The sequence below is a fragment of the Brachybacterium sp. ACRRE genome (assembly GCF_022346485.1).
GTDB classification, from domain to species: domain Bacteria; phylum Actinomycetota; class Actinomycetes; order Actinomycetales; family Dermabacteraceae; genus Brachybacterium; species Brachybacterium halotolerans.
Genome location: NZ_JAKRMO010000043.1, coordinates 23,616 through 38,696 on the forward strand (window position 1 = coordinate 23,616; position 15,081 = coordinate 38,696).

Consider the following 15,081-nt stretch of genomic DNA (forward strand, 5'->3'; position numbering starts at 1 on the left):
GACCGTAGGGTGCCGCGCACCACAACTCAACTCCGCACCGCCCGCGCACCCGCCGGGCGGCGCGTGGCACCCCGTCCGCGGCCCTTCGACCTTCGGCTGCATTCGTGCCGGTCACGGGTTCTTTTCCCGAGAGGTCCGGCGCGCCTTGGTCACAATCGCGTCACGGTGTCACCACGATGCGGCCGCGAGGCCGTCCCGGCACCCCGGCGACGGGTCCTGCTCTCCCCAGGGGTGCGGTCCGCTCAGACGAGTGGAGCCTCCTCGGCGGCGCCGGGGATCGCGGCGATCAGCTCACGGGTGTAGTCCGTCTGCGGGTCGGTGAGGACCTCCGCCGTCGCCCCGCGCTCGACGACCTCACCGCGGCGCATGACCAGCACGTCGCGGCAGACCTGACGGAGCACGCCGAGATCGTGGGTGATGAACACGAGGGCCAGCCGGTGCTCGTGCTGCAGGCGCGCGAGCAGCGCGAGGATCTGCGCCTGCACGGTGACGTCCAGAGCGGAGACCGCCTCGTCGCACACGAGCACCTGCGGCCCGACGCTGAGCGCGCGGGCGATCGCCACCCTCTGCAGCTGTCCGCCGGAGAGCTCGTCCGGGCGCCGGGCCGCGAGCATCGGGTCGAGCCCCACGTCGCGGAAGAGTCGGACGAGCAGCTGCTGTCGAGCGGCGCGGGGGCGCGGCGCCAGCGCCCGCACCGGCTCCAGCGCCGACCAGCCGACGGTGCGCGCCGGGTCGAAGGAGGAGTGCGGGTTCTGGAACACGGGCTGGACGACGCGGCGGATCGCCCGGTCACCGCGGGAGACCGCGCGACCGGCGACGCGCACGTCCCCCTCGTCCGGGCGCGTGAGGCCCAGCAGGATGCGCGCGAGCGTGGTCTTGCCCGAGCCGGACTCCCCCACGATCCCGATGCTGTCCCCCGGCCTCACCTCGAGATCGGCGGGAAGGAGGGCGGTGACGGGCTCGCGCCTCGATCCGAAGGTCTTGGCGATGCCGCGGGCGCGCACGAGCGGATCGTCCTCCGGCGAGGACCGCGGCGGCTCGATCGCCTCGAGCGTGCGGGAGCGGCCCGGGATCGCGTCGACGAGAGCACGGGTGTAGGGGTGCTGCGGATCGACCAGGAGGCTGCGGCTGGGGCCCTCGTCGACGACCTTCCCTGCCCGCAGCGCCAGGGTGCGGTCGGTGCGGTCGGCCGCGATCGCGAGATCGTGGGTGATGAGCAGCAGCGAGGTGCCGTGGGAGCTCGTCAGTTCCCCGATCCGATCGAGGATCCTGCGCTGCACGGTGACGTCGAGGGCGCTCGTCGGCTCGTCGGCCACGATGAGCGCGGGCTCGGTGACCATCGCGGCGGCGATCAGCACGCGCTGGCGCTGCCCGCCGGAGAGCTCGTGCGGCCAGCGCCCGGCGAGGGACCGCGGATCCTCGAGCCCCGCGTCACGCAGGGCCTGCAGCGCTCTGTCGCGGTGCTGTCGCGGGTCGCCGATGCGGTGGATGCGCAGAGGCTCGACGACCTGGTCGAGCACCCTCTTCAGAGGATCCAGCGAACCGCCGGGGTCCTGCGGCACGTACCCGATGTCGCGTCCCCGCAGACGGCGCGCGCCGCGCACCCCGAGCTCGAGCAGCTCGTGACCCGCCACCTCCACCGTCCCGTGCACGCGGGCGCGCTGATCGAGCAGCCCCAGCACGGATCTCGCGATCGTCGTCTTCCCCGAGCCCGACTCCCCCACCAGTGCGACGGACTCGCCCGGGCCGACCTGCAGGGAGACCCCGTCGACCGCTGTGGTCCCGCGCCCGCGGCGCACGTACTGCACGGCCAGGTCCTGGATCCGCAGGACCGCGGATGCGGCGCCGTGGGTCGTCTGCAGGACGTCGCGTGCCGAGGACGTCGTGGTGCTCTCGTTCATCGGTCCTCCCTCGTGCCGATGCCGCGGCTGACCCTGTTGACGCTGAGCACGGTCAGTGCCGCCACCAGCGACGGGAACAGGGTCCACCACCAGGCGCTCGCGATGTACGTGCGCCCCTCGTTGATCTGCGAACCCCACTCGGGCTGCGGCGGCACGGCGCCGAAGCCCAGGAAGCTCAGCGACGCGACCGCGAGGATCGCGCCGCCCAGGTCGATCCCGGCGACCACGGCGATCGCGCCCGAGGCGTTCGGGACGACGTGCGTGAGGATCGCGATCACCCGCCTGGTGCCGCTGGTGGCGGCCGCGTCCATGAAGGGCAGTCCGATGATCCGCAGCGTCTCGGCGCGTGCGATCCGCACCATGCCGGGGATGCCGGAGATGCCGACCGCGATGGCGACCTTGTCGACGCCGAAGCCGAGCGCCGAGATGATCGCGAGCGAGAGCAGCAGGCCCGGGATCGAGACCAGCACCTCGACGGCGCGCGAGATCACCGCGTCCAGGATCCCGCCGGCGTACCCCGCGACCATGCCCAGCAGCCCTCCGCACACGAGCGAGATCGCGATCGCCACGAGGCCCGCGAGCAGCGAGGAGCGTGCTCCGTGGACCACACGGCTGTAGACGTCGCGGCCGTTGAGGTCCGTGCCGAACCAGTAGTGCGAGCCCGGTGGGGCGAGCGACGGGCCGACGGCCTCGATCGGGTCCGTGGGGGCGAAGAGGTCGGGCACCAGGATCCATCCCACGAGCAGCAGCAGGAACAGACTCGCGAGGGTGACCCCCGGACGGGCGCCGAGGATGCGCAGGACACGGAGCGGTCCGCGGGACCCGCGGGCGGGACGGGAGCGGCCCCTCGGTGCGTCCTGATGGCTCTGGGGGCGCTCGGGTCGCTGGGCCCACGGGGGGCGCTGGGCCCGCTGGGTGCTCGTCATCGTCGACCTCCTCGATGGGCCGGGGAGACCACGCGCGGATCGATGAACGGATAGCTCAGGTCGACCACGAGCGTGACCAGCACGTACAGGCCGCCGGTGAGGACGATCAGCGCCTGGATCAGCGGGAAGTCGCGCGCGGTGACGGCTTCGACGTAGAGGTTGCCGATCCCGGGACGACCGAAGATCGTCTCGATGATCGCCGCGCCGGAGACCACACCGCCCACGAGCATCCCGATGATCGTGTACACCGGCAGACTCGCATTGCGCAGAACGTGCCCGAGGACGACGCGGACGGGGCCGAGCCCGCGGGCGCGGGCGACCTCCACATACCCCTCCGCGGAGACCTCGCGGATGCTGCGTGAGAACACCTGGCTCAGGGTCCCCGCGCCGAGCAGGGCGATGGTCAGTGCTGGCAGCAGCACGGCGCGCGGGCCGTCGGCCCCGAAGGCGGGGAACCAGCCCAGACGGAAGGAGAAGATCTGCAGCAGCAGGATCGCCATCACGAACGAGGGCACTGCGATCCCGATGACGGTCACGGCCTGGAAGGCGGAGCGCAGAGCCGCCGTGGGCAGCAGCACTCCTCCCAGCGCGAAGACGATGCCGAGGATCACCAGGAACAGCAGGCTCACCAGCCCGAGCTCGAGGGTCGATCCCAGGCTGTCGCCGATCACGGCCGAGACCGCCTGCCGCTGTCGCGAATAGGCCGTGCCCCAGTCGAGGGTGACCACACGGTGCAGATAGCTCAGGTACTGCACGAGCAGCGGCCGGTCCAGCCCCATCTCGTCGCGGATGCGGCCCAGCTGGGCCTCGTCGGCCGCGCCGGCATCCCCCTGCCCGCTGCCCATGACGATCAGGCGGGCCGGGTCCCCCGGGGTCAGCTGGACGATGATGAAGGACAGGGTGATGGCGCCCCAGAGGACGACCACCGCCTGCCCGAGGCGGCGCAGGACGTAGCGGAGCACGGTGGTCAGTCCGCGGGCGCGAGATCGGCGAAAGCGGGCTTGTTCTCGGCGTCCAGGGCGATCTTCCGGATCTTCTTCGAGGCCGCGCTCACCGAGATCGCGTCGACGAGGGGGACGGAGTACCCGCCCTCGAGCAGGAGGCGCTGGGCCTTCTCCGATGCCGCCGCCCGCTCGTCGGGATCCGTCGTGCTCTGCAGGGCCAGCAGCGCGTCGTCGATCTCGTCGACAGGGTGGCCGTAGAAGAACGACTGGTTCTCGTAGAAGGAGCTGTAGACCACGCGCAGCACGTCGGGATCCGCGCGGCCCTGCGTCCACGTCGAGAGGTCGTACTTCGCGTCGTAGAGGCCGGTCTCGCTCGCCTGCGCCTCGGTGACGGGCTTGAGCTCGAACTCGATGCCGACCTTCTTCCACTGCGCCTGCAGCAGCTGGAAGAGCTGTTCGTAGACCGTGTTCCCGCTGGTGTACTGGATGGAGACGCTCAGCCGATCACCGTCGTCGTTGGTGCGGATGCCGTCCTTGCCGACGGTCTTCCAGCCGGCGTCCTCGAGGAGCTTCTCCGCCGCCTCGGGGTCGTGCTCGAGGAACTCCGAGAGGTCGGCCGCACCGGGGGTGGAGGCCGTGAGCAGCCCGGTCGCGGGCTTCACCTGACCCTGGTAGATGCGCTCGGCGATCTCCGCGCGGTCCGTCGCGGGGTTCAGCGCCCGGCGCACGCCGTCGTCCTCGAAGATCTCCCGGTAGACGAAGGGGATCAGCGGGAAGGAGATGCCGCGCGTCGGATTCTTCGAGACCTGCAGCTGGCCGCCCTCGACCGCCGGGAGGGTCGACGTGTCCAGCAGGAACGCGAAATCGACCTGGCCGGAGGAGACCGCGCCCGCGAGCGTCGTGGGATCGGGGATGAACGAGATCTTGATGCTCTCGTAGGCGGCGGCCTTCTGGTTGCTGTAGACCGACGAGCCCCAGGCGTAGTCGTCGCGGCGGGCGAGGGTGATGGACTCGCCGGGCGTGTAGTCCTCGAGGGTGAAGGCGCCGCTGCCGATGACCTTCCCGGCCGCGACCTCCTTCGGGTCGAGCTCGAGGGTCGCATCGGCGAGCATGCTGAGCGTCTGGGTGCTCGCGGCCTGCAGGAACTGGGCGTTCGGGCCGTCGAAGGAGACCTTCGCCGTGCGTTCGTCGACCACCTCCGTCTTCCGGTAGCCGCGCAGGTGGCTCGCACCGATGTAGGCGAGCGCCCCGAGGTCGACGACCCGGTCGAAGTTCTTCTTCACCGATGCGGCGGTGAACGCGGTGCCGTCGGAGAAGGTCACTCCGTCGCGCAGGTGGAAGGTGAACTGCGAGCTGTCCTTGTTCACGTCCCAGGACTCGGCGAGCCAGGGCACGATCTCCCCGGACTCCGGGTCCTGGTCGACGAGGGTGTCCGCGATCTGCCGGGCGACGGCGCGCGAGACCGTGTACGGCGGCTGGTGGGGGTCGTAGTTCTCGCTGTCCTCGGGGAAGCCCACCGTCAGCACGGACGTGTCCGCGGAGCCACCGGATCCGGAGGAGCCGCTGCAGGCGGCCAGCAGGGGCGAGGCGACGGCGGCGAGCGCGGCGGCGCCCGCGAAGGAACGGCGGGAGATGCGGGAGGGGGAGGACGAGGGCGAGGGGGACACGGGACCACCTGGGGGTGTGAACGGGGCGTGGATGCGGCGGTCGGCGAGTGCTCGTCGGCGCACCACACACTATTAGCAATTATGGGCTTCACAGCGTCAACTTATGTGAACGGGGTCGCATCGCGTTGGTACTGTCTGGGGGTGCACCCCTCCGACATCCGCCACCTGCGCTCCGTCTCCACGCCCGCCCTCGCCCCCGACGCGACCTTCGCGATCGTCGCCGTCTCCCATCCGGACGAGGGCGCCGACCGCAGCGTCGGCCAGCTCTGGCGCATCGAGCTCGACGGCGCCCGGCGCCGGCACGGAGCACCGCGGCAGGAGAGCAGCGCGCGTCGGCGCCTGACCCGCGGGATCTCCGACTCCGCGCCGTGCCTCTCCCCCGACGGCTCCGTCCTGGCCTTCCTGCGGCCCGACGCGCGCGGTCGCGCGCAGATTCATCTCCTGGACCCCCGCGGCGGCGAGCCGAGGCAGGTCACGGACGCCCCGCTGGGCGTCGGCCAGTTCGTCTTCTCGCCCGACGGCTCCCGCCTCGCGTTCCTCGCGCGGGTCCCCGAACCCGGCCGCTACGGCACCGTCGACGGGATCGGCCCCGATGCGGAGCCCGCACGCCGCGTGGACAGCGTGCGCTGGCACGCCAACGGCGTGGGCTGGAGCATCGACCGACCCCGCCAGGTGCACGTCCTGGACCTGCCGTCCCTGGACGACGAGCCCGAGTACCCGCAGGCACCGCGGGTCGTAAGCGGCACCGACGAGGGTCACGACGGGCCTCTCGGGTCCGACGGCGACGCCCGCACGTCCTTCGCGGCCCGGCAGATCACCGAGGGCCCGGACGATCACACGGCACTCGCCTTCGACACCGACGGCACGCGCGTGCTCGCGGTGCGCGACCGCCTCGAGTCCGACGTCCGCGACCTGCGCTCGGTGCTCGTCGCGATCGACACCGAGGCCCCGTCGTCCGCATCGATCCTGCTGGAGGAGGCCGACGGCCTCTCGATCGACCAGCTCGTCGCGCTCCCCGGCGGCGCTCTCGCCCTGCTCGCCTCCGAGCCGGTCGACGGCCGTGACGCGATCGCGCCGGACCGCGCCGTCTGGCTGCTGGACCCGCCGAGCGGCTCCGCGTCCGGCCCTCCGCGCCGGATCACGGATCCCGAGCAGCTCGAGCTGACGACGGCCGGGCCGCTCGAGACGGCGGGCGATCGGGTGCTCGTCCACGAGCTGACGCGCGGGCGCGTTCACCTGCACCTGGTCTCCCGCGACGGCACCACGCAGGAGGTGCTCGGCGGCGACCTCGAGGCGCACGGCGCCGCGGCCGTCTCCCCGCTCGGACGGGCCGGCGAGGTCGTGGTCCTCGCCGCTGCCTCTACCCCCACCAGCGCGGGCGAGCTCGTGCAGGTGCAGGTCCCGGCGCCGGGCGAGGGCGCGGACGCGGCGCGTGCCCTGCCGCCGGCCCCTCGCGTGCTCACCGACCTGGGTGCCGACCTGCGCGCCTGCGGGCTCGTCGCACCGCGCGAGCTCGAGGTGACGGGCCGCGATGGTCACCCGGTCCACGGCTGGCTCGCGGTGCCCGAGGGCGAGGGCCCCTTCCCCGTGATCCTCATGATCCATGGCGGACCGTTCGCGCACTACGGCGTCAGCGTCTTCGACGAGGTGCAGGTGCTCGCGGGCGCCGGGTACGCGGTCGCCTACTGCAATCCGCGCGGCTCCGCCGGGTACGGGCGGGCGCACGGACGCGCGATCAGGCACCGCATGGGCACCGACGACTTCGCCGACGTCATCGACTTCCTCGAGGGCGCGATCGCGGCCGACGCCGAGGACCGTCCTGGCCGGCTCGATGCCACCCGCCTGGGCGTCATGGGCGGCTCCTACGGCGGCTACCTCACCGCGTGGACCATCGCCCACGACCACCGCTTCGCCGCGGCGATCGTCGAGCGCGGCTTTCTCGATCCGGCGAGCTTCCAGGGCACGAGCGACATCGGCTCGTACTTCGGCGACGAGTACGTGGGCACCGACCCGGCCGACATCGCGCGGCAGAGCCCGTTCGCGCACGTGGGCGACGTGCGCACGCCCACCTTCGTCATCCACTCCGAGCAGGACCTGCGCTGCCCGCTCGAGCAGGGCACCCGCTACTTCGCGGCGCTGCGCCGCAGCGGGGTGCCGTCCTCGATGCTGGTGTTCCCCGGCGAGGACCACGAGCTCACCCGCTCCGGCCGCCCCCGGCACCGTCTGCAGCGCTTCGCCGCGATCCAGGACTGGTGGGAGCAGGCATTCAGCGGCCGGGCATGAGCGCGACGCTCAGCGTCCGCTCGTGAGCGCCTCCCAGGCGAGCGTCGCGAGCAGCAGCGCCTGGTCCGCGAGCACCGAGTCGTCGAACATCGCGTGCGCGGAGTGGTTCGAGGCCGGCGGGTGCTCGGGGTCCCAGTCGGCGGCCACGCCCACGAAGCCGTAGGTGCCGGGCACCGCCTCGAGCACGCGCGAGAAGTCCTCGGATCCCGTGCGGGGCCGCTCGAGCTGCTCGACGCGCTCCTCGCCGAACAGGTCGCGCGCCACGCGCGAGAACTCCTCGGCGGCGGCGTCGTCGTTCACCGTCGCGGGCAGGACCTCCCGGAACTCGACCTCCGCCTCGAGTCCGTGGGCGGCGGCCACGTGGCGCACCAGCTCGGGCAGCTCGCGCGCGGCGCGTCGGACGGCCTCGGCGCTGAACGTGCGCACGCCGGCGCGCAGCCGCGCCTGCTCGGGGATCACGTTCGGGGCGGATCCGGCATGGAGCTCGCCGACGGTGACCACGACCGGATCGAAGACGCTGAAGCGGCGGGTGACCTCGGTCTGCAGGGCGAGCACGATCTCCGCGGCGGCGGGCACGGGGTCGCGGGCCTCCTGCGGGCGCGAGCCGTGGCCCCCGGTGCCCAGCACCGTCACCTCGAGGATCGAGTAGGCGGCCATCAGGGTGCCGCCGCGCACCCCGATCCGTCCCGTCGGCGAATCGGCGTGGACGTGGATGCCGAAGGCGCTGGTGGGCCGCTCGCCGGCGACGTCCAGAAGCCCCTCGGCGAGCATGCGGCCGGCACCGTCGTATCCCTCCTCTCCCGGCTGGAACATGAGGATCACGGTGCCGGGCAGCTCGTCGATCCGCGCGGCGAGGAGGCGGGCGGCGCCGACGAGTCCGGCCACGTGCAGGTCGTGACCGCACGCGTGCATCGCCCCGTTGGTCGAGGCGAAGGGCAGGCCCGTCGCCTCGGTGATGGGGAGCGCGTCCATGTCGCCGCGCAGCAGGGTCACCGGTCCCGGTCTGCCGCCGCGCAGCACGCCCACCACCGAGGTCAGGTCCCGGCCCTGGATGATCTCGAGCCGGTCGCCGTCGAGTCGGAGGCCCTCGAGCTCGCGCAGGACCCTCTCCTGGGTCCACGGCAGCTGCAGTCCGACCTCGGGATGGGCGTGCAGGTCCCGGCGCAGCGCCTGGAGGTCGGCGAGGAAGCCGTCGGGGAGGGCGAAGGGTGCGGGCATCGGGTCTCCTCGGTCGTCGTCGGATCGGGTCCAGTCTGCCCGGATCGGTGCGCCTGCGCGTCGCGGGTGCCACACTGGTGGCGCGCAGGAGGTGATCGCCTTCTCTTTCCACGCCCGGGGTGGAGACCGCGACGGAGGAGTGGACTAGCATCGATCCGGCCCTCGATACCGTCGTGGAGGACAGCCTCCGGGGACGCGGTCGATGCTCACGCCCCGTGGGATGTCCGCCCGCCGTGATCCTCGCGCCCGCCAACCCCCAGGCGTGCCCGCCGCCGACACGTCTCCATCCCGTCCATCGAGGAGAAAGATGTTCGAGTTCCCCTTCGGCAGTCGCCGGACCGTTCCTGCCAAGGACGGCGCGAGCTGGCCTCACGTCATCATCATCGGCGGTGGCTTCGCCGGCGCCAACGCCGTGCTGGGCCTGCGCGACACCCGCGTGCGCGTCACCCTCATCGACCGCAACGTCTACAAGACGTTCCAGCCGCTGCTGTACCAGGTCGCGACCGCCGGCCTGAATCCGGGCGACGTCACCATGTTCCTGCGCGGCCTCTCGCTGAACGTGCCGAACATGCGCTACCGCCAGGGCGAGGTCGTGGGAGTCGACCCGGAGCAGAAGGTCGTGCGCCTCGAGAACGGCACGAACAGCCCCGACGAGCTCTCCTACGACTACCTGGTCCTCGCCAACGGCGCGACCACCACGTACTTCGGCACCCCGGGCGCCGAGGAGCACGCGATGCCGATGTACACGCGCTCCCAGGCGATCGCCATCCGTGACCGCGTGTTCTCCGAGCTCGAGCGCACCAGCCGCATCGAGGACACCGACCGGGTGCACGTCTCGATCGTCGGCGGCGGGCCGACGGGCGTCGAGATCGCCGGCGCCCTCGCGGACTTCCGCATGCAGGAGCTGGACATCCTCTACCCGGAGATGGACCCGGGCACTCTCCAGATCACGCTGCTGCAGCGCGGCGGCGAGCTCATCAAGGAGTTCCGCGAGGAGTTCCGCGAGTACGCGGCCGAGGAGCTCGAGGCCCGCGGCGTCGAGCTGCGCCTGGGCCACGGCGTGAAGTCCGTGGGCTACGACTTCGTCGAGCTCGACGACGGCTCGATCCTGGAGTCCGACATCACCGTGTGGGCCGCAGGCGTCGCGATCGCAGAGACCGTCAAGGACTGGGGCCTGCCCCAGGACTCGCGCGGACGCCTCGACGTCGACGAGAACCTGCAGGTCAAGGGCTTCCCCGGCGTGTACGCGGCCGGCGACATCGCCGGCGGCGAGAACGCCCTCCCGCAGCTCGCGCAGCCCGCCATCCAGTCCGGCCGCGCCGTCGCCCGCATGATCGACGCCGACGTCCGCGCCCAGGGCAAGGGCAAGAAGCCCTTCCACTACGTGGACCTGGGCACCATGGCCACGATCGGCCGCCGCGCCGCCATCACCGAGCTGCCCGACCTGCCGATCGCCGGCTCGATCGGCCTCTCCGGCACGGTGGGCTGGTTCGCCTGGCTGGGCGTGCACGTCACCAAGCTGCTGGGGCACCGCAACCAGCGCGCGGTCTCGATGAACCTGCTGAGCCTGTACGCCGGCACCCGCGCCACCCACCAGCCGAACCCCGTGGTCGGCGAGGTCGACTCGATCGCCGCCGCCACGACCTTCCGCGAAGAGGCCCAGCACCGCCTGTTCGGCCCCGACAAGCAGCACAGCTGAGTCCGGGCAGGGCCCGGCCGGTGCCTGGGTGGGACAGGTCGACTGCCTGGGCGTGGTCGGCCGACTGGCTGGGTGGGGCAGGCCGACTGCCTGGGCGCGGTCGGTCGACTGGCTGGTATGCGCGACCGGTTGACTGCCGCGCCCGGACAGTACCGGCGCGGCTGCCCCCGGGGACTCGAACGTCGTCGATCTGCGGATCGCGGGCCCACGGCGGGCGGTCTCCAGCGGGGGCGTGCACTACGCGTAGTCATAGGTCGGGTGACGTGCTCTATTCGTCGTGACCCGACCTCCTGCTACGCGACGTGCACGGGGCACCCGGAGACCCGTGTCAACGCCGCGGCGTCATCCCGTCCGGCGGTCGCCCCTCGGCCCCTCGTCGCAGGGAGCCTTGTCCTCAGCGCAGTGACCGACGCTTGCGGTGCAGACGGTGGGCGACGATGGACCTCAGAAGCTCACGGGTCCGTTCCCACTCCTCGATGACGTCCTCCCAGGTCAGCCGTAGAACCACATAACCCTGCGCGATCAGCAGCTGATCCCGGCGCCGGTCCTCCGCGTACGCCTCCGGGTCCGTGTGGTAGGCAGCGCTGTCGCACTCGATGATCAGACGCTCACCCACACGGATGTCGGTGCGGCCCACGGCGTCGACGTACCACTGCGGCTCCACCCGAACCCCCAGGCGCTGCAGGTACCTGCGCACCCGGGTCTCCGTGCCCGACTGGGCACGCGGGTCGATGACACCGATGCTCTCGCGCAGCTTCACCGGCAGACCCGCGAGCACCCCGTCGATCTCGTCCGCGCTCAGCAACCCCTGGTTCGCCACGGACTCGAAGGCGATCGCCGCGTCCTCCGCTCCGCGGCAACGTGCGAGGTGGTCCAGTGCGATGCGGATCGGCATGATCGGCTCGAAGTCGGGCCAGCGGTGCTGGTACTTGTGGGGCACGACGTCACGATCAGGGGTGCGCGGCTTCTGCCCGCGCAGGGTCGCCACATGCAGCTTCTCGTCGCGCACCATCCAGACGCCGTGCAACTCCAGGGCGTCCCCGCAGGTGAGACGGGCCCCGATCTTCAACGCTCGGGCAACCTTCGCGGGGGTCTCCGGCGTTCCGTACCATCCGCGCCCGAGCTGGACGAGCGTCCCCTGCGCGACCTCTCGCGCGATCACCCGGCGGGAGATCCCGCTGTCCTCGCGCACGGACGACGGGATCACGTGCAATTCCTTCTTGTGCTCCGATTCCATGTCGCGGAGCCTCTGCCGTGCGCAGTGCCCCCACCAGCCCTCCGCGCCGATTGTGGATGACAGCGTCCACCCCGGGGTTGGGGAGGACTCGCGGTGCCCGCCCCGCTGCGTCTTCGGCGCGGCGCCGACGGGCGCACTGCCCTCGCTCCGCCGGGTCTCGAGCAAGGGCGTGCACTACGCGTAGTCATAGGTCGGGTGACGTGCTCTATTCGTCGTGACCCGACCTCCTGCTACGCGAAGTGCACGGGGTGCCCGGGGACTCGCGCCGAGACGGCGACGCAGGCCCGCGCGACCGCCCACGCGACGTGCGCGTCCACCCGCATCTGCGCGCTCAGTCGACGCCTGCGGACTCAGTCGACCCCGGCGATGCGGAAGCCGACGCCTCCGGCGCGGGGCGCGGACCTGCCGATCGGCCGGCCCGAGCTCTCCGCCTCCTCCTGCAGACGCCGGGTGACGTTGGCGGTCGCGACGGCGGCTTCGGCGGCCTCCGCCCCCTTGTCCTCGATGGAGCCCGCGAGGCCGGCGCGGTCGAGGGCCTGCTGCTCGGTGTCGCAGGTCAGCAAGCCGAATCCGATGGGGATGCCCGTGCGCAGGGTGACGTCGGTGAGCCCCTGGGTCGCGGCCTGGCACACGTACTCGAAGTGCGGGGTCCCTCCGCGGATCACGGTGCCGAGCGCGATGACCGCGTCGGCCGAGGCCGCGGCGTGGAGGGCGGCGACCGGCAGCTCGAACGAGCCCGGGACGCGGACCAGGTCCACGGAGCTGACCTTCGCCTCCTCCAGGGCGCGCGCGGCGCCGTCGATCAGTCCGTTCATGATCTGCTCGTGCCAGCTCGCGGCGACGATCACGACCCTCAGGTCGCTGCCGTCCGTGTTCAGCTGGGGCGCTCCTGCTCCGCTCATGACTGGGGTGTCCTTCCTGTGGTGGTGAGAGGTGTGCTGGCCTGAGTTGTGGCGGCCTGTGTTGCGGTGGCCGGGGTCGTGGTGGTGTCGAGGGGGATGAGGTGCCCCATCGCCTCGGCCTTGGTGCGCAGGTAGCGGGCGTTGTGCGGGGTGCGGCCGACGAGCAGCCGGGTCGTGCGGGCCACGTCGATCCCGTGCCGCGCGAGCTCCTGCGCCTTCTGCGGATTGTTGGTCAGCAGGTCGACGTGCTCGAGGCCCAGGTCGCGGAGGATCGCGGCGGCCGCTCCGTACTCCCGCAGGTCGCCCTCGAAACCGCGCTCCAGATTGGCGGTGAGGGTGTCGAATCCGTGGTCCTGCAGGTCGTACGCGGCGATCTTCTCGAGCAGGCCGATGCCGCGGCCCTCGTGCCCGCGCAGATAGATGACGGCGCCGCCGCGCTCAGCGACCTGGCGCAGCGACTCCTCGAGCTGCGGCCCGCACTCGCACCGCAGGGAGCCGAACGCCTCCCCCGTCAGGCACTCGGAGTGCACGCGGACCAGTGCCGGGGCCACTTCGGAGCCCGGAGCCGCCGCGGGTGCCGGTGCCTCCGCGGAAGCCGGAGCCACCTCGGAAGCCGGGGCCGCCGCGGGTGCTGGGTGCTCGGGCGGGTCCGCCACCAGGGCGACGTGATCCGCGCCCGTGCGCAGGTCGCGGAAGCCGTGGATACGGAACGCGCCGTGCCGCGTCGGCAGGTCGGCGCTGCCCGTGTGCTCGACGCGAGCCGACGCTGCGGCCCGAGGATCGGCCCCGGCGCTGCGCGACTCCTCCTGCCCCGCATCCTGCCCCGCACGCCCGCGGTCACCCGGGTGCCCCGCGAGTCCGTCGACGAGGTCCGCGATCGTGAGCAGCACGAGCCCCTCGTCGGCCGCGAGGACGCTCGCCTCCTCAAGCCGCATGACCTCGCCGTCGTCCCTGACCAGCTCCCCGATCGCGCCGACGGGCGGGAGGCCCGCGGCGCGGCACAGGTCGACCGCGGCCTCGGTGTGCCCGGGCCGCTCGCCGACGCCACCGGGCACGGCGCGCAGCGGGATCACGTGGCCGGGGCGGATGAGGTCCGCGGGCACGGCCCGGGGATCGGCGAGGGCGCGCAGCGTCGTGGCGCGGTCGCTCGCAGAGATCCCGGTGGTGACACCGCGCGCGGCGTCGACGCTCACGGTGTACGCGGTGCGCAGGGAGTCCTCCGTGCGGGGCACCATGAGCGGCAGCTCGAGGTGATCCGCGATCTCGGCGGGCATCGGCGCGCACAGGTAGCCGGACGTCCGCCGCACCATCCAGCCCACCCAGCGCGGGGTCGCGAGCTGGGCGGAGATGATCGCGTCGACCTCGTTCTCACGGTCCTCCGAGTCCGCGACGAGCACGGGCCGACCCGCGCGCAGCTCCGCGAGCGCCGCGTCGATCCGAGCCTCGCGCGTCCCGGGGATCAGGGCCCCGGCCGCCGTCGTGTCCGTCGTCCCTGCCGTCGTCGGCGTCGCCCCGCTCATCGCCGCGCCGCCTCGGCCTCGGGGATCTCGGGGAGCTCGCGCACGTCGAGGGCGTCGGCGGCACCGAGCTCGTCGGCCGCGTCGGAAACTGCCTGATCAGGTGCGTCGGTCCCGACCGCGCCGGTCTGCTGCAGACGCGCGACGTATCGGGCGAGCACGTCGACCTCGATGTTCACCAGGCCCCCCTCGGCGAGGCCGCCCAGGGTGGTGGCCTCGAGCGTCGCGGGGATGAGGGAGACGCCGAAGCTGTCCTCGCCCGCGGAGGTGACCGTGAGGGAGACGCCGGAGACGGTGATCGCGCCCTTCTCGGCGATCAGCGGCGCGAGCGCGGGATCGATGGCGAAGACGAGGTCGACCCAGCGTCCGCCGTCGCGGCGGCTGCGCAGGGTGGCGACGCCGTCGACGTGCCCCTGGACGATGTGGCCGCCGAGACGGGCATCGGCCCGCAGCGCGCGTTCGAGGTTCACGCGCGCGCCGGGGGCGACGTCGCGCAGGGCGGTGCGGCGCAGGGTCTCCGGGACCGCGTCGACCGCGAAGCCGCCGTCGCCGGTGAGGTCGACGACGGTGAGGCACACGCCGTCGACCGCGATCGAGTCGCCGAGGCGGGCGTCGGACGCGGCGAGCGGGCCGCGCAGCTGCAGGCGGGCCTCGCCGCCGGGCAGCGGGGTGAGGGTCTCGAGGGTGCCGATCTCCTCGACGATGCCGGTGAACATGGGGTCTCCTTCCAGGAGCGGACGGTGGGTGGTCCGGTGGTGGGTGGTCCGGTGGTGGGTCCGGTGGTGGG

Annotated in this window: 11 protein-coding genes; 2 read left to right on the plus strand and 9 right to left on the minus strand. The window is 72.6% G+C overall.

Annotated features, from left to right (window positions below; translation table 11 throughout):
- Positions 1-242: 242 nt before the first annotated feature.
- From nikE to MHY49_RS12835, 4 genes are read right to left on the minus strand one after another with little or no spacing between them, the layout of a single operon-like run.
- Positions 243-1,901: an ABC transporter ATP-binding protein gene (gene nikE, locus MHY49_RS12820; RefSeq protein ID WP_239204662.1), complete on the minus strand. Its 1,659-nt coding sequence runs from the start codon at positions 1,899-1,901 to the stop codon at positions 243-245.
- On the minus strand, positions 1,898-2,827 hold the full coding sequence (locus MHY49_RS12825; protein WP_239204664.1) for an ABC transporter permease: 930 nt from the start codon (positions 2,825-2,827) through the stop codon (positions 1,898-1,900). Before MHY49_RS12825 ends, nikE begins: the two co-directional genes overlap by 4 nt.
- On the minus strand, positions 2,824-3,789 hold the full coding sequence (locus MHY49_RS12830) for an ABC transporter permease (protein ID WP_239204666.1): 966 nt from the start codon (positions 3,787-3,789) through the stop codon (positions 2,824-2,826). The genes MHY49_RS12825 and MHY49_RS12830 overlap by 4 nt, the downstream gene beginning before the upstream one ends.
- A 5-nt stretch (positions 3,790-3,794) precedes the next feature.
- A complete protein-coding gene (locus MHY49_RS12835; protein WP_239204668.1) occupies positions 3,795-5,438 on the minus strand; it encodes an ABC transporter substrate-binding protein in 1,644 nt (547 codons plus the stop codon).
- Positions 5,439-5,579: 141 nt separating this feature from the next.
- Here MHY49_RS12835 and MHY49_RS12840 point away from each other — a divergent pair, with 141 nt between their 5' ends.
- On the plus strand, positions 5,580-7,721 hold the full coding sequence (locus MHY49_RS12840) for a S9 family peptidase (protein WP_239204670.1): 2,142 nt from the start codon (positions 5,580-5,582) through the stop codon (positions 7,719-7,721).
- 9 nt (positions 7,722-7,730) lie between these two features.
- Here MHY49_RS12840 and MHY49_RS12845 read toward each other — a convergent pair whose 3' ends face one another.
- On the minus strand, positions 7,731-8,939 hold the full coding sequence (locus MHY49_RS12845; protein ID WP_239204672.1) for a M20 family metallopeptidase: 1,209 nt from the start codon (positions 8,937-8,939) through the stop codon (positions 7,731-7,733).
- A 307-nt stretch (positions 8,940-9,246) separates the two neighbouring features.
- On the opposite strand from MHY49_RS12845, the gene MHY49_RS12850 reads away from it, so the two are divergent.
- Complete coding sequence (locus MHY49_RS12850; RefSeq protein ID WP_239204674.1) at positions 9,247-10,638, plus strand: NAD(P)/FAD-dependent oxidoreductase; 1,392 nt, start codon at positions 9,247-9,249, stop codon at positions 10,636-10,638.
- 394 nt (positions 10,639-11,032) lie between these two features.
- Here MHY49_RS12850 and MHY49_RS12855 read toward each other — a convergent pair whose 3' ends face one another.
- The 4 genes from MHY49_RS12855 to MHY49_RS12870 form a co-directional block, all read right to left on the minus strand.
- The gene (locus tag MHY49_RS12855) at positions 11,033-11,875 is read right to left on the minus strand and encodes an endonuclease domain-containing protein (RefSeq protein WP_239204676.1); all 843 of its coding nucleotides are present in this window, start codon (positions 11,873-11,875) and stop codon (positions 11,033-11,035) included.
- Positions 11,876-12,225: 350 nt separating this feature from the next.
- Positions 12,226-12,777 (minus strand): 6,7-dimethyl-8-ribityllumazine synthase, encoded by a 552-nt coding sequence (gene ribH / locus MHY49_RS12860; RefSeq protein WP_200501512.1) that lies wholly within the window; start codon positions 12,775-12,777, stop codon positions 12,226-12,228.
- The gene (ribB, locus tag MHY49_RS12865; protein ID WP_239204678.1) at positions 12,774-14,297 is read right to left on the minus strand and encodes a 3,4-dihydroxy-2-butanone-4-phosphate synthase; all 1,524 of its coding nucleotides are present in this window, start codon (positions 14,295-14,297) and stop codon (positions 12,774-12,776) included. The genes ribH and ribB overlap by 4 nt, the downstream gene beginning before the upstream one ends.
- Positions 14,294-15,081, minus strand: a 788-nt coding sequence (locus tag MHY49_RS12870) for a riboflavin synthase (protein ID WP_370646138.1), incomplete at its 5' end; no start/stop codon positions are given. The genes MHY49_RS12870 and ribB, both read right to left, overlap by 4 nt.